This is a genomic window from Vagococcus sp. CY52-2 (assembly GCF_022655055.1).
Classification (GTDB): domain Bacteria; phylum Bacillota; class Bacilli; order Lactobacillales; family Vagococcaceae; genus Vagococcus.
Genome location: NZ_CP093384.1, coordinates 1,122,983 through 1,143,616, shown reverse-complemented (window position 1 = coordinate 1,143,616; position 20,634 = coordinate 1,122,983). Strand labels below are relative to the sequence as shown.

Here is a 20,634-nt window from a genome sequence, read left to right as displayed (position 1 = left end):
AGTAAAGTGTAAAAGAAGGGTGGACAGGTAGATGTATCAAGTTATTCAGACTTATAGTGAAGATGAACCTTGGTGGTTTTTTGAAGAATGGGAAAAAAATATAAAATCAGAAGAGGCTTTTGATAAATTTCATGATGCGGAAAAAGCATTTATGAAACAATATGATCAATTAAAACAAGACTACGAAGAAGTAAAATGCAAAGATCCTTATTTAGTCGCTTTTTGGAACGATGAAGAATACGTATATTGTGAAGACTGTGATGAAGATTTACAAGCATACAGAGGATTAATGCTGGTAAGTGAGTACAAAAAATTAGATTTAGGAGATAATGACTCAGATGAAGCAACTGGTAATAGCAGAAAAACCAAGTGTTGCCAGAGATTTAGCCAAAGTGCTAGGGGCAACCAAGAAAACTAAAAATTATATCGAGGGAGATAGATATATCGTAACTTGGGCTTTAGGTCATTTACTTGGCTTAAAAATGCCTGAAGATTATAACAAAGACTGGGCAGAGTGGAACATGAATACCTTACCAATGATTCCTGAACGAGTAGGGATAAAACCACTACCTAAAACACGTCCGCAATTAAAAGCTATTAGTCAATTAGCTAATCGCAAAGATGTATCTGAAGCCATTATCGCAACTGATGCAGGACGAGAAGGAGAGCTAGTTGCACGCTGGATTTTACAATATGTCAAGTTCAAAAAGCCAGTGAAGCGTTTATGGATTTCTTCTCAAACAGATAAAGCCATTAAACAAGGATTTAAACAATTAAGACCGAGTAAAGAGTATGACAATTTATACTACTCAGCTGTGGCTCGTGCCGAGGCTGATTGGTTGGTTGGGTTAAATGTGACACGAGCGTTAACTGTAAAATACAAAGATAGTTTATCAGCAGGACGTGTTCAAACACCGACTCTTGCGATGGTTAGACAACAAGAAGAAGTCATTGAGAAATTTAGACCGGAAACCTATTTTACGCTAGATGCTGAATATGATGGTGTGGTAGGACATTTGCAATTAAAAAATCCTAGACAGTATAAAGAGAGACAAGCATTAGAAGATTTAGTCGCATCATTTGATGGAAAATCGTTAATGGTTGAAGAGATTCAAGTGAATGAAAAAACAGAGTATGCACCACTTCCTTATGATTTAACAGAAATTCAGCGTGAAGCAAATCAACGTTACCAATATTCTGCTAAAAAAACGTTATCGATTATTCAACGACTTTATGAAACTCATAAAGTGGTTACTTATCCAAGAACAGATTCAAAACATTTAACGACTGATATGAAATCAACGATGAAAGAACGTTTGATTGCAGTGACACAAATGTCACCAGAACTAGTAAAACGTTTGGTTAAAGATGGAGCAGTAGTAAAACAGCAAAACGTATTCCAAAATGCAAAAGTGACCGATCATCATGGTTTGATTCCAACTGAACAATCAGCTCGACTTGAAAAATTAGATAATGATGAAATGAAAATCTATCGCATGATTGTGGACCGTTTCTTAGGCTTATTTTTACCGCCATATAAAGTATCAATTGAAACGATTACAGCTAAAGTAGACCAATCAATCTTTGTTTTTAAACAACAACGTGTTCTTGAAACGGGGTGGAAACAAGTTGAACAAACAACCAAACAATCGGTTGTCTTTAAAAAAGGAACGGCAATCAAAGCTGTTTATAAGATTAATAAACAACTGACAACTCCACCAAACCCATTATCAGAGGGAACGTTGCTTGGAAAGATGGAAAAACATAATTTAGGAACACCTGCAACACGTGCCGAAATTATTGAAAAATTAATTAGTTCAGATTTAATTGAACGCCAAACTCATCGCTTAGTCGTCACAGCAAAAGGAAAACAATTATTACAGTTGGTTAATCCATCCCTTGTAACGCCAGAGTTAACACAAAAATGGGAACTATCTTTAGAAAAAATAGCGAATGGCCAATTAAAACATCAATCTTTTATTAAAGACATTGAAAAAGAAACCACTCGTTTAGTTAAAGAAATTAAAATGAGTGAAGAAAAGTATGTCGATCATTCATTAACCAATAAAACTTGTCCTGATTGTGGTAGCCAATTAAAAGAAAAGAATACAAGAGATGGCAAAATCTATGTATGTAGCAGTGAGACTTGTCATTACAAACGACGTAAAGATCCAAAAGTATCCAATAAGCGTTGCCCGCAATGTAAAAAGAAAATGATGATATTAGAAAATAAAAATGGTTCATATTTCAAGTGCGGTGGCTGTCAATACACAGAAAAAATGCAAAGTGGCTCAAAAGGTAAGAAAAAAATCTCGAAACATGAAGAGCGAAAATTGATTAAAAAATATAATCAAGCAGAAGAGATGGAAAGCCCACTTGCGGCAGCTTTAAAAGCAGCAATGAAAGAAGACTAATAAAAAAGGAATGACACAAGGTTTATCACCTTACTGTCATTCCTTTTTATTATATGTTTAATACTTTATTTAAGAAGTCTTTTGTACGGTCATGTTGAGGATTTTCAAAGACTTGTTCAGGTGAACCATCCTCTAAGAAATTACCCCCATCAATAAACATCACACGATTTGCCACTTCTTTAGCAAATCCCATCTCATGAGTGACAATTACCATTGTCATACCTTGCTCAGCTAAATCTTTCATAACATTTAGCACATCTCCTACCATTTCAGGGTCAAGTGCTGAGGTTGGCTCATCAAAGAGCATAATATCTGGATTCATGGCTAATGCTCTGGCAATGGCGACACGCTGTTTTTGTCCTCCTGATAAAGAATCTGGGTAGCTATCTTTTTTATCAGCTAAGCCAACTGATTCAAGTAAACTAATTGCTTTTTCATTTGCTTCAGCTTTAGATAATTTACCTAGGTCAACAGGAGCTAATGTTATATTTTCTAAAATAGTTAAATGAGGAAAAAGATTAAAGTGTTGGAAAACCATCCCAATATGTTGACGGACTTTATTGATATTAGTATTTTTATCCGTTAGATTTGTACCGTCAACAATAATATTTCCACTCGTAATTTCTTCTAATTGATTTAAGCAACGAAGAAATGTGCTTTTCCCAGAACCTGATGGGCCAATGATACAGACCACATCGCCTTTTTTGATAGAAACATTAATATCGTTTAATACAGTGTGTTCATCATATTTTTTTACTAAATGCTCAACTAATATTTTTTCAGCCAATTAGTTCACCTTCTTTTCTAAAACTTTTGCTAATTTTGTTAATGCTGTAATCAAAATCAAATAAATCAATGCGATAGTAAAGTAAACCATTGTACTTTGTAAATTCCTTGCTACGATAATCTTTCCAGCTTGTAATAATTCGATTAATCCAATGGCAGATAAAATTGTGGTATCTTTTAAAGAAATAACAAATTGATTAACAAATGATGGAATCATAATTTTAATTGCTTGTGGTAGGATAATTTTTTGCATTGCACGGTGGTAAGAAAGCCCTAGACTTCGAGAGGCTTCCATTTGACCGACAGGTACGGCATTAATACCTCCTCGGACAATTTCAGATAGATAAGCACTGGAGTTAAGAGTTAAGGTAATGATACCAGCTAAAAAGACAGGAATATTAAAACCTAGTATACCTGGCATACCAAAGTAAATAAAGAAAGCTAGTACCATCAATGGGATACCACGAATAATATCCACGTAGATTGTTGCAATGATTCGGAGTGCTTTAGAAGGAGAGACACTAAATAATCCAATAATAATCCCAATAATTAAAGCTAAAATAAATGAGATTAAAGTTAATTTAATGGTCATCCATAATCCGTTTAATAAGCTTTTCCAGTTATTTTTAATCATGCCAGCAAAACTTGTTTCATCTACTGCAGTTTCTTCAGTACTTGTATCTTTACCTGATGAAATGTATTTGTTGATAATTTTATCGTACTCACCAGACGTTTTTAGATTTTTTAAACCTGTATTGAATTTTTCTAATAATTCTTGATTTTGTCCTTTTTTAACAGCGAATCCATAAGCACTACCTGTTTCTTTTTCGCCAACTAATTCTAATGCTTGCCCATTTGTAATGGCATATCCAAGAACAGGATAATCATCAAAAATTGCGACTGTTTCACCGTTTTCTAGTGATTTATAAAGTCCGGTAGCATCATCAAAATTTTTAATCGTGTAGCCATATTTTTTTTGGTTTTTTTCTAAGAAAGCAGCACTTTCAGTACCCACTTTTGCAGCGACCGTCTTTCCTTTTAAATCATCATAACGTTTGATAGAGGTATTTCCTTTTTTAACAGCCATTGAAATGCCACTGTCAAAATAAGGATCTGAGAAATCAAATGATTTTTTTCTCTCGTCTGTGATACTCATACCAGCTACCATACCATCGACTTGTTTCGATTGAACAGCTTGTACCGCACTATCAAATCCTAGAGGTTTTAAATCTACTTTAAATCCTTGATCTTTTGCGATAGCATTTATTAAATCAACATCAATTCCTATGTAAGTTCCACTAGAGTTTTGATACTCAAAAGGAGCAAACGTTAAGTCAGTCCCAATTGTATAAGTTTTTTCTTCTGCTTTTACGTTAACTCCGAAAGCTAGGATAATTATTGAAGTTAATAAAGCAATGAATGAAAATAAAGAATATTTATTTTTCATGAAGGTTCTCCTTTTTTTTCTGTTTTTTTCATTATAGTTTAAAAAAATAGAAAAACACAAGCTTTATGTAAGATAATCTAACATAAAGCTTGTGCTTTTTACCAAAAATATTAAAAAACGGTTTAGTTTTTTAACTATCATTCTTTGTTTTCAGTTGGACTTAAATTCTCATGGCATTTTAATAGCCGACTAAACTAATGTAGTTTAGCAAATCCAACTTCAAGGATTGCATGTAGCAGGTATGTTGTTCATAGAAGTAATCATTAAGAGTAAATGTTATAGCAGATAGTTGTTATCTTTTATAAACAACTTGTGCACCAAAAGGCATCAAGGCTAGTCTGGCTAATTTAAATGATTGTTTACCAAAAGGAATTCCGATAATAGTAATGCAGAGAAGAATGCCACTTATAGCATGCATCATAGCTAAAGGAACTCCGGAAATAAGTAACCAAAAGATATCGACAACAATGGATAGACCACTGCCTATATAGATAACTTTCTTATCAAAAGGCCAAAAGGAAAGTCCAGCTATTTTAAAACATTGGAGGCCGATAGGGATGCCAATAATGGTTATACACCAAATACAACCGGTTAAAAGCCATGAAAAGCCCCCAATAAATCCTCCAAAAATAAACCAAATAATATTCCCAAAAAATGTCATAATAAGTCTTCTTTCTATGTTAAATTCTATTAATAAAAGCATTTATTCTATCATCATGGTAGAATGTAGTTAATTGATTATAACATAGACATATAATGTATACAAAAAGGGGAGATGATAGTGGAAAATATCTTTATGACATTTATAACCTATTCCATTGTAGGATGGCTGTGGGAAAGTGTTTATTGTTCGTTAAAAGCGCGACATTTTGTATATCGAGGCTTCTTATTAGGCCCATATTGTCCTGTTTATGGGTTTGGTGTGACAGCTGTTTTATTACTTGTCCCAGACAAATCAGGTACACTTTTAAATCTTTATTTTAATTCTGTTGTGATTGTGACTATTATTGAATTTATAACAAGTTGGTTACTAGAAAAATTATTTAATATGTCATTGTGGGATTATAAAAATGTTCCCTTTAATATTGAAGGACGAGTAGCTGTCCCAGTCTCAATGTTCTGGGGAGTGGGATGTTTATTCCTAATTAAAGTGATTAATCCAGTCATACAAGATGGCATTACAAACTTTATAAATGCCACTAACAATATTGGTCCCATTATTTTATTTGTTTTATTTACGGTAGATGTTATCTCAACATTAATTTTTACAGCGACTACCAAAAAAGAAGTTGCTTCATCAATTGATACGAGTGATAAGGAAAATGCTGGTATTAAAGAATATCGTTTAAAACACTTATTTGAAAATAAAGAATCAGACCATAATAGATTGAAAGTTTTACAAGACTTGAAAAATAAACCACTAAAATTAAAACATCACAATCTAAATCGTTTGCTTAAAAACTATCCGAATTTAAAATTAAAAAAATAGGGTTAGGCCTATTTTTTTTGCTGCTCATAAATGAATTGGCTATGTTATAATGGTTCTATTACATAAAAAGAGGTATGGTATGAATAACAATGATCGGTTAACGCGTTTAAGATACGCACTTGATATTAAAGATAATGATATGGTCGAGCTTTTTTCTTTAGGTGGCGTGACTGTTACAAAAGAAGAGTATTTATCAATGTTAAATAAAATTGATGACGACTTGTATGAAAATATGTTAGAAGATGAAATGTTTGAGAGATTTTTAAATGGCATGATTATTTCACAGCGTGGGAAAAAAGATGATGACCAGGTAGTCTATGAATTGCATGAAGGAAACGCAAATAATGTTTTTTTAAAGAAAATAAAAATTGCATTATCTCTTACAACTGATGATATGCTTCATTATTTAGATGAGGCAGGGGCAAGTGTTTCTAAAAGTGAATTAAGTGCTTTTTTAAGAAAAGAAGGACATCGAAATTACAAAGTATGTGGAGACAACTACACAAGACATTTTTTAAAAGGCTTAATGACTGATTATAGATAATGATTATTTTAGGAGGTGACTTATGCGTTTTGTCATTGATGGGGATGGGTCTCCGGTAAAAAATGAAGTGATCCAATTAGGAGAAACGTATCAAATTCCTGTTGTTATCGTGACAAGTATTGATCACTACACAAATAAAATTTATCCAGACTTTATTGAGTTTATTTACGTAGATAAAGGAAGTGACAGTGCTGATTATCGTATCGTAAAAGAAGTAGAGGATCATGATATTATTATTACTCAAGATTATGGTTTGGCTTCTCTTTTACTAACAAAACCAGTGCGAGTATTTCATCATAGCGGACAAGAGTATACAACACGCACGATTGATACGTTACTTAATCAACGTTTTATAGGTAGTCAAATGCGTAAGGCAGGAAAGAAAACAAAAGGTCCTAAAGCATTTACCCAAAAAGATAAAGAGATATTTATTGGGAAAATATTGGATATTATTAAGATAAAAAATAACCTTGGCTAAAAAGTTAAGGTTATTTTTTATTTTATGAATATATTTTTGTACTTTGTAAAAAGAATTGAGAATTAACATAATGGTAGATTGTTTTAGAAAAATCAAAAGCCTCTCCAGATGATAAGTAAAATAACTCATCAATTAATAATCCTGGATCCCCCTCATTTAATTCTAATAAGTCACTTTCATCTTTATTTAATTTTATGACATGGATATATTTATCAGAGAAGCTAATATTCAATTTCAAAGCTGTTTTACAGTAATCAAAAATAGAATGCTCTGCTATTTCAACATTTAAGTAAGGGATGATCGCTTTATTGTAATAGGATTCTTCTATACAGAGAACTTGAGAATTAATATATCGTATTCTTTTAACATAATAGACATTCTCTTTATCATCTAAACTTAAATGCTCCCTAACTTCTAATGGTGGAATTAATTCACTAAGTTCTAATACTTTAGACGTAATATCAAATTCACCTAAATCAGCTGTAAATCCTTGATTTTCACTGAAATTAATATAACCTTTTCTTTTTTTTCTCCTAACAAATACACCACTACCTTGTATTTGGTAGATAATTCCTCGTTTTTCTAATAAATCCAATGCTTTAACAATAGTACTTTTACTGACGTGATAAGTCTCTATCAATTCTTTAAAGTTTGGTAACCTACTACCATGGTTTAAGTTATTTTCAACAATTGATTCCTCAATTAATAATGCAATTTTTTCGTATTTTAACATCATAATAATTCCCTCATTTATATCCCTAAAGTTTTGTTACGATAGTTTTCTTTATTTTATCACAAAAAAATAAAAAAGATAGGTATTGACAAATTGTGCATGCACAATTATTATTTGTATATAAAATTTAGAGAGGAAGGCGAATCATGAGTAAAGTGAGAGACTATTCAAAGTTGGCACAAGATATTGTTGAAATACTTGGTAAAGATAATATTTCAAATGCTACACGTTGTGCAACAAGATTAAGATTGGTGTTAAAAGATATTCCAACTGATGCAAAAGAAAAAATTTCAACACTACCTGGTGTTATATCTGTCGTCATAAATAATGGACAATTTCAAATAGTGATTGGTCCACACGTAGGGGAAGTGTATGATGCGTTTACTGAATTAGTAAATGTTGATACAACTGAGGAAGAACCAAAAGGAAGTATTCTAAATCGTATTATTGCTACAATGTCTGCTGTATTTGCACCATTTGTTTATATTCTTGCAGCCGCAGGTATTTTGCAAGGAGCACTTATCTTAATTAATTTAGCTTACCCGGCCTTTGCATCAACTGATACTTATCGTGTTTTTAGTTTCATTTCTTGGGCACCGTTTACATTCTTGCCTATTTTTATCGCAATTACGGCATCCAAGCATTTTAAAGTAAATACATATATTGCTGTCGCGATATCAATGGCACTTGTGTCACCTGATTGGACAACAATGGCATCAGAAATTGCTTCAGGAAAGCATTTAACATTTTTTAACATTCCATTAAGTGAAACAGTCTATACATCATCAGTTTTACCGCCACTTATTATGGTTTGGTTGTTGTCTTATTTAGAAAAATTTGTAGAAAAAAGATTGCCTGGAGTGGTTAAGCCATTACTTACTCCATTGATTTGTATGGTTATCATGGTTCCTGTGACTATTTTAGTATTTGGTCCGGCATCAGCTTTCCTTGCAAACGGTATCGCAAATGGTTATAACAGTCTAGTACAAGTTGCACCACCTCTAGCAGGTGCATTAATTGGTGGATTCTGGCAAATAGTTGTTATTTTTGGGGTTCATTGGGGAATTACTCCTGTTGTTATGGCGAACTTTGATATGTATGGAAGAGATTCATTCCAAGCATTTCAAACCATTGCAGTGGTAGCACAAGTAGGAGCAGTTTTAGGAGTGTTCTTGAAAACTAGAAACAAAGAACTTAAAGGGGTGTCGTTATCAGCCTTTATTACTGGTTTGTTTGGTATAACAGAGCCAGCTATTTACGGGGTAACACTTCGATTTAAAAAACCATTTATTTTTGGCTGTATATCTGGAGCAATCGGTGCGATAGTTGCTAGTTTCTTCAATCCATACTATTTTGCTTACGCTGGGTTACCAAGTTTATTAACAGTTGTTAATGGAATTAATAGTGAGTTTCCAACTTCATTCATCGGAATCGTCATTGGATGTCTGATTGCACTTGTTGGTTCAGCTGCATTAGTAATGATTTTCGGGTTTGGTGAAACAAATGAAACAGATAAAGAGTTAAGCGAAGACATTGAAGGAAAAGTGAGAAAAGAGTCAATAGTTAATTATGATATGCCAACACCAATTATTGGAGAAGTCATGGCTTTAACTGATGTACCAGACGAAGTATTTGCTAGCGGTGCGATGGGGTCTGGAGTTGCCGTTAAGCCAACTGATAATAAAGTTTATGCCCCATTTGATGGTGTTGTAACGATGGTAATTGATTCAAAACATGCCATTGGTTTAACGAGCGATACTGGAATCGAATTATTGGTTCATGTTGGATTGGATACAGTTAAATTGGAAGGAAAACCATTTAAATGTCATGTTGTTCAAGGTCAATCTGTTAAAAAAGGTGACCTGTTATTAGAATTTAATGCAGAAGAAATCGAAGAAGCGGGTTATTCATTAATTACGCCAGTTATTATTACGAATTCTTTTGAATTTAAATCTATTCAAACAGAGGAAAATAATATAGTCAATGTAAACGATAGTCTTTTAAAATTTAATTAGAGGTGATAAAAATGGATAAAAACTTTTTATGGGGTGGCGCATTAGCTGCTCATCAATTCGAAGGCGGATGGAATCAAGATGGAAAAGGTCCAAGTGTTATTGATGTTATGACAGCAGGCGCACATGGTGTACCAAGAGAAATTACAGAAACAATTGAGGTAGATAAATTCTATCCAAACCATGAAGCAATTGATTTTTACAATAGGTATAAAGAAGACGTAGCATTGTTTGCTGAAATGGGATTAAAGTGTTTAAGAACATCCATTGCGTGGTCACGTATCTTTCCAAATGGAGATGAAGATACACCAAATGAAGCTGGGTTACAATTTTATGATGATTTATTTGACGAGTTATTAAAAAATGGTATCGAGCCAGTTATTACATTATCTCATTTTGAAATGCCGTTGCATTTGGCTAAAGAGTATGGCGGGTTTAGAAATCGTAAAGTGATCGACTTTTTTGAAAAATTTGCGATTACATGTTTTGAGCGTTATAAGAATAAAGTAAAATACTGGATGACTTTTAATGAAATCAATAACCAAATGGATACTAATAACCCTATCTTTTTATGGACGAACTCTGGTGTAACGGTTGAAGAAGGAGAAAATGCGAAAGAAGTCATGTATCAAGTTGCTCATAACGAATTAGTTGCTAGTGCTAAAGCAGTTATTGCTGGTAAAAAAATAAATCCTAATTTTGAAATAGGTTGCATGGTCTCTCATGTTCCAATTTATCCCTATTCATGTAATCCAGCTGATATTATGGCAGCTGAAGAAGCGATGCGTCAACGATTCTTTTTTGCTGATGTTCATGTACGTGGCTACTATCCAAGTTATGCCATGAAAGAATTTGAACGTGAAGGATATAATCTGGATATTCGCCCAGAAGATTTAGAAATATTAGCTAAGGGAACAGTTGATTATGTTGGTTTAAGTTATTATATGTCAACAGTTGTTAAAGCTGATGTGAATAACGATAACTTAGGTAATGTGGTGAATGGTGGATTACCAAATAGTGTAGAAAATCCATATATCGAAACAAGTGATTGGGGATGGGCAATTGATCCTGAAGGCTTGCGTTATGGATTGAATCGCTTGTATGATCGCTACCAAATCCCATTATTTATCGTAGAGAATGGGTTTGGCGCAATTGATGAACTAACTGAAACAAATGAAGTTCACGATCAAAATAGAATTGATTACTTAGTGAAACATATTGAAGCTATTAAAACAGCGATTGATTATGATGGCGTAGCAATCATGGGTTATACACCTTGGGGGATTATTGATTTAGTATCCTTCACAACTGGTGAGATGAAAAAACGCTACGGAATGATTTATGTTGACCGTGATAATGAAGGAAATGGTTCGATGAATCGTTATAAAAAAGATTCGTTTGATTGGTATAAAAAAGTGATTGAAACAAATGGAGAAGAGCTTTAAATATATAAAACTATTAGTCTGTACTGGCTAATAGTTTTTTTAATAGCTATTAATTAACCTATTTTTTAAAGTGTGTTATCCTACTATATAAGAAGAGCTTCGTATAGGAGGAAAAAACATGGGAGACAATAAATCTGCCAAAACAAATCAGTCTGAAACCACATTTATTAAGTATATCAGTTGGATTGCAACCATTACAGCAATTCTAATGTATGTATCGTACATTCCACAAATAAGTAATAATTTAGCTGGAGATAAAGGTAGTCCTGTTCAACCCTTAGTTGCAGCAATTAACTGCTCACTTTGGGTGATGTACGGATTTAAAAAAATGCCACGAGATTGGCCGATTGTACTAGCAAATTTTCCGGGAGTCATTTTTGGGATAATTACTTTTTTAACTGCTTTGTAGTAAAAAACGATTATTAAACCAAAAAATTTGAAAATTGACGTAAATTTGCCTTGAAATAGTTATAATATGGAAGAGTTTATGACTTAAGTAGTATTATATTGTTTCAGGGGGTTGGATCAATGGATATTTTAGAGATTACAAGTATCATTGGGACGATTGCTTTTTCGTTTTCTGGAGCACTTGTTGCCATAGAAGAAAAATATGATTTATTAGGGATTGCAGTATTAGGATTTGTCACGGCATTTGGTGGCGGTGCTTTAAGAAATTTGATTTTAGGATTATCAATGGATATTTTTTGGAGTCAGACAACACTGTTTTATGTGTCATTTGCAACAATTGGCATTGTTTATTTATTTCCGAAAAGGCTATCATCAATGAAAATGTTAGAACTTATTTCTGATGCAATCGGGCTAGCGGCATTTAGTATTCAAGGGGCTTTGTATGGATTAGGAATTAATGGTCATATAGGTCCTGTTATTATGGCGGCGTTATTGACAGGTACAGGAGGAGGATTAATACGAGATCTTCTTGCCGGAAAAAAACCAAGTGTCTTATGTGCTGAAATATATGGTAGCTGGTCGATTTTAATAGCAATCGCTCTTTATGTTTATCGTCCAACGCACTCATTAGTATATCTTTTTATCATTGTGGTAACAGTGTTACTAAGAGTTGTTGGGTTAACATATGATTGGAATTTACCGAAGTCTAAATTTAATAAACATGATGATGACAATAGCCACCCAACTCTAAAAATTGACTTATAAAACGTTGCGTGATATATTTTACAGATAATATAGACTAAAGACGTTATATAGAATCATTAAGTGTTAAGTTGAAAACAATTGATTGATTTTTCAATTGTTTTCTTTTTTTATGATGATTTTAGTAAAAAGGAGAGTCAAAAGTGAGTATTTTAGAGATTGATGACTTAAAGTATGAATTACCAGATAAGATGCTTTATGAAAATGGATCACTTCGTTTAAATAAGGGTGAACATCTTGGTTTAACAGGAAAAAATGGGGCAGGAAAATCAACTTTATTAAAAATGATTCAGGGTGAGATTATGCCTGATGAAGGTCGAATTGTTTGGCAAAATAACATCACGATTTCTTATTTGGAGCAACAATTAACCTATAGTGAAGGTGACACAATGTTTGATTATTTAAAGCAAGCATTTAGTCATTTATATAAAATGAGTGATGACATCCAAGAGATGTATGAAGAATATGCCACAACGTATGATGATGAGTTGCTTGAAACAATTGGGAAAAAACAAGAAAAACTTGAAGCCAGTGACTTTTATTCAATAGAAACACAAATCGAACAAGTTGCAAATGGACTAGGATTGACTGCAATTGGTTTAGATAAAGAAGTGGCTAAGTTAAGTGGTGGACAACGTTCGAAAGTTAGTTTGGCAAAATTATTACTAGAAAAAGCAGACGTCTTTTTACTAGATGAGCCGACAAACTACCTAGATGTTTCACATATTGACTGGCTATCAGATTATTTAAATCAATTAGATAGTACCTATATCGTAATTTCTCATGATAGAGACTTTTTAAACAAAGTAACGACATGTATTTGTGATATTGATTACCATACGTTGACGAAATACAATGGTAATCTAGAAGCTGCAATGAAACAAAAACAAGCAAAAGCAGAACAACATCAAAGAGATTATGAAAAACAACAAAAAGAAATTGATAAATTGGAAGCTTATGTAAGAAAGTACAAAGCCGGAAGTCGTTCGAATATGGCCAAAAGTCGTGAGAAACAATTAAATAAAATTGATAGACTAGCTGCGCCACCAAGTGGTAAACCAGGTAAATTTGAATTTCCGTATGAAATGAGTCATAGTCATTTAGTTCTTGAAACAAATGATTTATCAGTAGGATATGAGTTTCCTTTATTAGAAGACATTAATTTCAGACTTCATAAGGGTGAGAAAATTGCGATTAAAGGATTTAATGGGATTGGTAAATCAACCTTATTAAAAACGTTAATCGGTGAGATAGATAAGCTATCGGGAACGATTGAAATTAGTCGTGACGTGAAGATTAATTACTTTTCACAAGATTTAAATTGGGAACACCCAAACCAGTCAGCAATTGATTGGTTACAAGTTGTTCATCCAAAACTATCTAATAAAGAAGTGCGTAGAGTTCTTTCTAAAAGTGGCATTAATGATGATAACATGAGTAAACCGTTATCCCAACTTAGTGGGGGAGAGCAGTGTAAAGTGAAATTGTGTCATTTGACTTTAATTAAGAGTAACTTATTAGTACTTGATGAACCAACAAACCATTTGGATCAACAAAGCAAAGATGCATTAAAAGAAACACTGAATCAATTTGAAGGAACTGTGTTACTTGTTTCTCACGAAATGGACTTTTTGGAAGACTTAGTAGATCAAGTTTATGATGTTGCGTTAGGAAAAATGATGTAAAACGTAAGACCTCGAGAAATCGAGGTCTTTTTTTGTTTTCAAAAAAGCAAACGGTTTAGCAGAAAACTAAAATAGTCAATATAAGTTAAGAATAAAAGATACAATAATATCAAAAAATATCTAATAAACAAAATATATTGTATAAAAAAGATAGTAGATTTCAAACTACGAATATGATAAACTTATGTCTATCAATTGATTACAGAATTCTGGATGGTTAACAAATTAGGGCTTGTTTAAAAGATGTTAAAATAAATTTTTCATCTGAATCAAATAGTTATTGGGTTTAGTTTAACCTACCAAACGTTATGGATAAAGATAGATTTCTTGAGATAATCAGGAGGTCTCATTATTTATTTAAGTAAGTGAAATTTTTCCCAAACTATAAAAATAATATTAATAGGAGTTTTTGATATGACAAAAACAGAAGAAACAAAATTAACCCCACGCCTGTTTCTTAATAAGGTTTTAGCTGGTACAGCTCAAGGTACAATTATTGCCTTGATTCCAAACGCGGTATTAGGAGCAATTTTAAAATATTTCTCACAATATGACATTATACAAATGATTATTCATGCTGGATTAATTTTTCAATTAGCAACCCCATTAATCATAGGAGCGTTAATTGCTCATCAATTTGGTTTAACTCCAACAAAAATGATGATTGCTGGAGGTGCTGCTTTTGCGGGATCAGGTGTTATTAAATTTAATACAGATATCAACTCTTATGTAGGTGCAGGTACTGGAGATATTATTAATATTATGATTACTGCATCGGTCGCTGTATTGATGATGTTATACATTGGAAGTAAATTTGGTTCAGTTGAAATTATTGCCATGCCAATTGTTATAGGTGTAGGTGCCGGTTTAATCGGTATGATAGCTTATCCATTTGTAACACAAATTACAGTTGCTATTGGAAAATTAATTAATAATTTTACTGATTTCCAACCAATTGTGATGAGTATTTTAATTGCCTGTTCTTTTGCCACACTGATTATTTCTCCAATTACAACAGTAGGGATTGGACTTGCTATCGGGTTAAATGGTGTATCGGCTGGTGCAGCTGCTATGGGAATAGCAGCGACAACGATTGTATTAGTTATTAATTCATGGAAAACTAATGAATCGGGTGTAACTTTAGCCATTGCATTAGGTGGGATGAAAATGATGATGCCTAACTTATTTAAATATCCAATTATTTTAGTACCGGTGTTATTTACAGCAATTATTTCTGCTATTCCAGTGGCTTTGCTAAATATTTCTGGAATACCTCAATCAGCTGGTTTTGGGCTTGTTGGGTTAGTTGGACCACTTGCTTCACTTGATTCAGGATTAAATATTATTCTATTAATCATATGTTGGTTTGTTGTTCCAATTGCAGCAGGACTTCTGTCAAAATTCATTTTTGAAAAAGTATTAAAACTTTATGACAGTAAAATAGTGTTCGCTTATCAAGGTTAGTTTCCTTTAATAGTTTGGAAGGATTAAGGGGTATTAAAACTTTTATTACAATAAGTTCAACTAGAAATGATTAGATAGAATCGTTTTTTTATAGATTATGGATTAACACTTGCAAACAATCATCATGTAAAAAAGTCTAGTTTATATTTAAAAAAAAATGATTTTTTCTAATATATAGATGGCATCATTATGTAGTTAGTTGATAAGGATAAAGTAGGCTCTTTTTAAAGGTTTAACAGTAATGTATTAGGAGATAACTCAATATATTATATGGATTTGTTTACAAAATTGTGATAAAAGGATGTCTTATCAAGTAATATTTAAAACATAAGACAAAAAGATGATATTGTAAACGTTCTATATTAATAGTACTATAAAAAATGGTAAATACTTAGTTGGAGGAAGTTTAAATGAATATAGTAATAGCAGGTGCAGGAGCAATGGGTAGCCGTTTTGGTATTATGTTAAAACAAGCAGGAGAAAATGTTATTTTAGTTGATGGTTGGCAACAACACATTGACGAGATTAACCAAAATGGATTAAAAGCCAATTTTAATGGAGAAGAAATAACAGAATTTATCCCAGCTTATAATCAAAATGACTTGTCAGAGGTTGAATTTTCAGCTGATTTAGTTATTTTATTTACTAAAGCAATGCAACTAGATAACATGCTTCAATCACTTGATAATATGTTAGGTAAAGATACCATCGTGTTATGCCTGTTAAATGGTATTGGGCATGAAGATGTGATTAAAAAATATGTAGATTATGACAATATTTTGCTTGGAAATACAATGTGGACAGCTGGTATGGAAGGACCAGGTAAAGTGACTTTATTTGGTAACGGAAGTATTGATCTACAAAATTTGGGTGAAGGTAAAGAAGATGTGGCACAAAAAGTAGCTGACGTGTTAACGAATGCAGATCTAAATGCTAGAGTATCTCAAGATATTTTAACGTCAATTTATCGAAAAGCATGTGTAAATGGTACGATGAATGGGCTTTGTACTATTTTAGATTCTAATATGGCAGATTTTGGTGATACATCAAGTGCTAATACAATCATTAAAAAAATTGTTTCTGAATTTTTAGCGGTTGCTCGTGTTGAAAATGTTTTTTTAGATGAAGAAGCTGTTATTGAACAAATTAATGGTTGTTTTAATAGAGAGACAATTGGTTTACACCATCCTTCAATGTATCAAGATTTAGTTATTAATAATCGTTTAACAGAAATTGATTACATCAATGGTGCAATTGTTCGTAAAGGAAAAGAATATGGTATAGAAACACCTTATTGTGAATTTTTAACTTTATTAATTCATTCCAAAGAAGAAATTGTTGGAGCAAAATAAAAAACATCACAGTTTGAATTTTATGTGAACATATAAAATTTAAACTGTGTTTTTTTGTTGAATATTATATAGTTTGTTGAATCAAATATTTAGTTTGTTCATTAAAACTTCTTTATGTAAGCGTTATTATATTAGTGGAATAAAATTATAATATTCGGGGGAAAAATAATGCATAAAAAAAGAATGACACACTCATCAATGATTATTATGTTAATGTCGACAGGTTTAGTGGTTTCAGGATGTTCTAATAGTAAATCAGCCAATGACTTTGTCTATTCAGAAACACCATCAAGCAAAATAGATCGTGGGATGGATAATCAACCAGAATCTTCTTATTGGTTCCCGGAAGATTTTTTAGCGTGGGATGTTACTAAAGATTCAGATGCAAAATATAATGTCAGTAATATTCCGTTAGCAAAACGAGTAGATAAAAAAGAATTAACACCATCTAATGATATTCAGGATAAACAAACGAAAGTGGTTGCTTTATCGATTATGAATAGCAGTACAAGTGGTAACGCCCCGTTTGGTATTAATACATTTGATGCCAATGTTTTTTCTTATTGGCAATACATTGATCAGTTGGTTTATTGGGGTGGTTCTGCAGGAGAAGGAATTATTGTTCCACCTAGTCCAGATGTGATTGATGCCTCTCATAAAAATGGCGTGCCGGTTTTAGGAACAATCTTTTTCCCACAAACAGAGCATGGAGGAAAAATTGAATGGCTAGATGAATTTTTACAAAAAGATAATAAAGGTCATTTTCCTGCAGTTGATAAAATGATTGAGGTTGCAGAAACGTATGGATTTGATGGCTGGTTTATCAATCAAGAAACAGATAATCTTGTGACTAGTTTTGATGATGTAAAAGATGGAAAAGAAACAGAGAAGACGACAGAAGATGGTTTAACAAAAGAACATGCTACTTTAATGATGGAGTTAATCAAAGAATTTAAAGAAACAGCACCAGAAACATTAGATATTATGTGGTATGATTCGATGACATCTAAAGGAAAAATGGATTGGCAAAATGCGTTAACAGATGAAAATAAATCGTATCTTGTTGATAGTCAGATGAATCCGTTATCTGATTCCATGTTTTTAAATTTCTGGTGGAATACGGAAAAATTTGCCAAAGATGATTTATTAAAAGAATCGAATATTAAAGCACAAAAAGAAGGGATTGATCCTTATTCACTTTATGCAGGGATTGATGTTCAGGAAAATGGTTACTCAACACCTGTTAAGTGGGATTTATTTATGAATGAAAAAGGGAAACCTTATACATCGTTAGGTCTTTATGTTCCAAGTTGGACGTACGCTTCAACAGATAACCCTGATGATTTCCAAATGAAAGAGAATATTTTTTGGGTAAATTCCCAATCAGATCCAAGACAAGCCGTATTACCAAAAGAGGGCGAATGGCCTGGTATTTCGACATTTTCTATCGAGCAAACAGCGATTACTAGTGTGCCATTTAAAACGAATTTTAATCTAGGAAATGGTTATAATTATTTCATTGATGGGGAAAAAGTCTCTAGTAGAAATTGGAACAATCGAAGTTTACAAGATATCATGCCAACATATCGTTGGGAAATTGATCATGGCAAAGGAAATGAAGGGAGCATGTCGATTGACTATGCCGATGCTTATAACGGAGGGAATTCACTAAAATATCGTGGAAACATGAAGAAAAATGCCACCAATACGATTCATTTATATCGAACAGATATGACCATAGATAAAAATACGAAGATATCTACAACGGCTAAAGCCAATGAAGAAACAGAATTAAATCTGGTTGCAACATTAAAAAATGGTAAAAAACAAGTTCTTAGTCCAAATGGAGCAATTAAGGAAGATTGGACACGAGTGACTTATGACACAGATAAACTAGTTGGAAAAACGATTACTGATATCTCTTATGAGTGGAAAACAACATCAGATGCACCTGATTATGAGTTTAAGTTGGGTGAATTGGCTATGTTACCAAAAGAAGAAAAATCAGTGATGGATGTTAAAAAGTTAACAATAGAAGACGCCATATTTGATGAAGAAGAAAGCAATTTTGCTGGTGTGCGCTTAACGTGGGAATCAGATAAAACAGATGGTCTAAGTCACTATGATATTTATCAAGTGAACGATGATAAGTCTCGCTCCTTTATTGGTGCAACACTATCAACTACTCACTATATCAATGCATTAGAAAGAGTAGGAGAATCGAATAAGACAACCCTTGAAGTTGTGCCAGTTGATGTATTTGGTAAAAGAGGAAAACAGACAGAAACAATCGTTTTGGAATGGCCTGATAATAGTTTGCCAAAAGCCGACTTTACAGCATCACAAACATTAATTGCACCAGGTAAAGAAGTAACATTTACTAATCAATCAACAGATAATGCTGATGAACTTATTTGGGAATTTGAGGGTGGTGACATAAAATCTAGTACTAAAGAAAATCCAGTTGTAACCTTTGAGAAAGAAGGAAGTTATAAAGTTAAATTAACAGCTAAAAATAAATCTGGTGAGTCAGTGATGGAACAAGAAAAATTCATTGTTGTGAGCGAAGAAATCAAAGATGAACTTGAAAAGTTATCGACAAAAGACAGTCAAGTTGAAGCATCATCATTTATCAATGATGGTGAAGCCCCACAATTTGTTTTAGACGGTAATTTAGAGACAAAATGGTGTGCAGTTGGCTCAGCACCACATGATATTACAATTGATTTAGGTGCTGTTAAAACAGTAAGCCAAGTAAACATGTTCCATGCAGAAGCAGGTGGAGAAAGTCCAGATATGAACTCAAAAGCTTATAAAATCGAAGTGAGTGAAGATGGAAAAGAGTTCAAACAAGTTAAGCGTGTTATTAGTAATGCTGCTGCTGAAACAACAGATACCTTTGCACCAGTTAAAGCACAGTATGTTCGAATTACACTTGATAAACCAAGTCAAGGTGCCGATTCAGCTGCCAGAATTTATGGTATTGATATTTTGGGTATGTAAGAGTAAACACAAAAAAAGATTAACCTTTAATGAAAGGGTTAATCTTTTTTTGCTTTTTGATATTCAGATTTTAGTAAACTATATCGGTTTAAATTGACGAAATGATGTTGCCTATAAATATCTTCTCTATCCACTCCATCAAAATGAAAACCTGATTTTTTAGCTACTTGGTTACTTGCTATGTTAGTATCTTCAGCAACTATAACCAATTTATTTAATTTTAAGTTATTAAAAGCAATGTCAGTTAGACATTTGACACATTCTGTCATGATATTTTTCCCATTGTAATCATAATCCAGCCAGTAGCCAATTTCAGCCTTTTTATGAGTTGTATTGATATTGTGGAGGTCAATACATCCAATAATTTTTGTATTATCCAAAATAAATAAAACAACCTCTTTTTGTTCAGCTTCTTGCTTAATTGAGCGAGCGATGAAATGTTCACTATCTTTTACGACATTAGTGAAAGCAACAAAATCGAGAAATGTTTCTAAATGTTCTTTATTTTTTCTAACAAGAAGAAAAAATTCTTCAGCCATATGGCATTCAGGTTTAACTAAAGCAATCGTCGAATTGACAGGTAATTTAAAATATAGCAAACACATCACGTCC

18 protein-coding genes are annotated in these 20,634 nt (G+C 32.7%); 13 read left to right on the top strand and 5 right to left on the bottom strand.

Annotated elements, in window-relative coordinates; all coding sequences use genetic code 11:
• Positions 1–31 precede the first annotated feature (31 nt).
• Positions 32–418, top strand: a complete 387-nt coding sequence (locus MN187_RS05685; RefSeq protein ID WP_117972854.1) for a DUF1033 family protein — start codon at positions 32–34, stop codon at positions 416–418.
• Positions 339–2,414, top strand: coding sequence for a DNA topoisomerase 3 (locus MN187_RS05680; RefSeq protein WP_117972853.1), 2,076 nt, complete (start codon positions 339–341; stop codon positions 2,412–2,414). The genes MN187_RS05685 and MN187_RS05680 overlap by 80 nt, the downstream gene beginning before the upstream one ends.
• A gap of 49 nt (positions 2,415–2,463) precedes the next feature.
• Here the strand turns inward: MN187_RS05680 and MN187_RS05675 are convergent, their stop codons facing one another.
• The 3 genes from MN187_RS05675 to MN187_RS05665 form a co-directional block, all read right to left on the bottom strand.
• Positions 2,464–3,201: an amino acid ABC transporter ATP-binding protein gene (locus MN187_RS05675; RefSeq protein WP_117972852.1), complete on the bottom strand. Its 738-nt coding sequence runs from the start codon at positions 3,199–3,201 to the stop codon at positions 2,464–2,466.
• Positions 3,202–4,647 (bottom strand): amino acid ABC transporter substrate-binding protein/permease, encoded by a 1,446-nt coding sequence (locus tag MN187_RS05670; protein WP_241699074.1) that lies wholly within the window; start codon positions 4,645–4,647, stop codon positions 3,202–3,204.
• A 292-nt stretch (positions 4,648–4,939) separates the two neighbouring features.
• Entirely contained in the window at positions 4,940–5,308 is a 369-nt protein-coding gene (locus MN187_RS05665; protein WP_117972850.1) for a YccF domain-containing protein, read from the bottom strand.
• A gap of 135 nt (positions 5,309–5,443) precedes the next feature.
• Between MN187_RS05665 and MN187_RS05660 the strand changes: the two genes are divergently transcribed.
• The 3 genes from MN187_RS05660 to MN187_RS05650 all read left to right on the top strand — a co-directional run bounded on the left by MN187_RS05660 (position 5,444) and on the right by MN187_RS05650 (position 7,158).
• The gene (locus tag MN187_RS05660; protein ID WP_117973187.1) at positions 5,444–6,136 is read left to right on the top strand and encodes a putative ABC transporter permease; all 693 of its coding nucleotides are present in this window, start codon (positions 5,444–5,446) and stop codon (positions 6,134–6,136) included.
• A 79-nt stretch (positions 6,137–6,215) separates the two neighbouring features.
• Positions 6,216–6,680 (top strand): YehS family protein, encoded by a 465-nt coding sequence (locus tag MN187_RS05655; protein ID WP_242093556.1) that lies wholly within the window; start codon positions 6,216–6,218, stop codon positions 6,678–6,680.
• 22 nt (positions 6,681–6,702) lie between these two features.
• A complete protein-coding gene (locus tag MN187_RS05650) occupies positions 6,703–7,158 on the top strand; it encodes a YaiI/YqxD family protein (RefSeq protein ID WP_241699073.1) in 456 nt (151 codons plus the stop codon).
• Positions 7,159–7,180: 22 nt separating this feature from the next.
• Here the strand turns inward: MN187_RS05650 and MN187_RS05645 are convergent, their stop codons facing one another.
• Positions 7,181–7,894, bottom strand: coding sequence for a GntR family transcriptional regulator (locus tag MN187_RS05645; protein ID WP_241699072.1), 714 nt, complete (start codon positions 7,892–7,894; stop codon positions 7,181–7,183).
• A 143-nt stretch (positions 7,895–8,037) separates the two neighbouring features.
• Between MN187_RS05645 and MN187_RS05640 the strand changes: the two genes are divergently transcribed.
• From MN187_RS05640 to MN187_RS05605, 8 genes are all read left to right on the top strand, one after another.
• Positions 8,038–9,906, top strand: coding sequence for a beta-glucoside-specific PTS transporter subunit IIABC (locus tag MN187_RS05640; RefSeq protein ID WP_242093553.1), 1,869 nt, complete (start codon positions 8,038–8,040; stop codon positions 9,904–9,906).
• A gap of 11 nt (positions 9,907–9,917) precedes the next feature.
• Entirely contained in the window at positions 9,918–11,348 is a 1,431-nt protein-coding gene (gene bglA, locus MN187_RS05635; protein WP_241699070.1) for a 6-phospho-beta-glucosidase BglA, read from the top strand.
• Between the two features lie 118 nt (positions 11,349–11,466).
• Positions 11,467–11,757 (top strand): SemiSWEET family transporter, encoded by a 291-nt coding sequence (locus MN187_RS05630; protein ID WP_117972846.1) that lies wholly within the window; start codon positions 11,467–11,469, stop codon positions 11,755–11,757.
• A gap of 119 nt (positions 11,758–11,876) precedes the next feature.
• Positions 11,877–12,521, top strand: a complete 645-nt coding sequence (locus tag MN187_RS05625; RefSeq protein WP_117972845.1) for a trimeric intracellular cation channel family protein — start codon at positions 11,877–11,879, stop codon at positions 12,519–12,521.
• A gap of 140 nt (positions 12,522–12,661) precedes the next feature.
• On the top strand, positions 12,662–14,203 hold the full coding sequence (locus MN187_RS05620) for an ABC-F family ATP-binding cassette domain-containing protein (protein ID WP_241699069.1): 1,542 nt from the start codon (positions 12,662–12,664) through the stop codon (positions 14,201–14,203).
• Between the two features lie 414 nt (positions 14,204–14,617).
• On the top strand, positions 14,618–15,667 hold the full coding sequence (locus MN187_RS05615) for a PTS sugar transporter subunit IIC (RefSeq protein ID WP_241699068.1): 1,050 nt from the start codon (positions 14,618–14,620) through the stop codon (positions 15,665–15,667).
• Positions 15,668–16,077: 410 nt separating this feature from the next.
• Entirely contained in the window at positions 16,078–17,019 is a 942-nt protein-coding gene (locus MN187_RS05610; protein ID WP_241699067.1) for a 2-dehydropantoate 2-reductase, read from the top strand.
• A 168-nt stretch (positions 17,020–17,187) separates the two neighbouring features.
• Positions 17,188–20,022: an endo-beta-N-acetylglucosaminidase gene (locus MN187_RS05605; protein WP_242093551.1), complete on the top strand. Its 2,835-nt coding sequence runs from the start codon at positions 17,188–17,190 to the stop codon at positions 20,020–20,022.
• 38 nt (positions 20,023–20,060) lie between these two features.
• Here the strand turns inward: MN187_RS05605 and MN187_RS05600 are convergent, their stop codons facing one another.
• Complete coding sequence (locus MN187_RS05600) at positions 20,061–20,621, bottom strand: GNAT family N-acetyltransferase (protein ID WP_158559411.1); 561 nt, start codon at positions 20,619–20,621, stop codon at positions 20,061–20,063.
• Between the last annotated feature and the right edge of the window lie 13 nt (positions 20,622–20,634).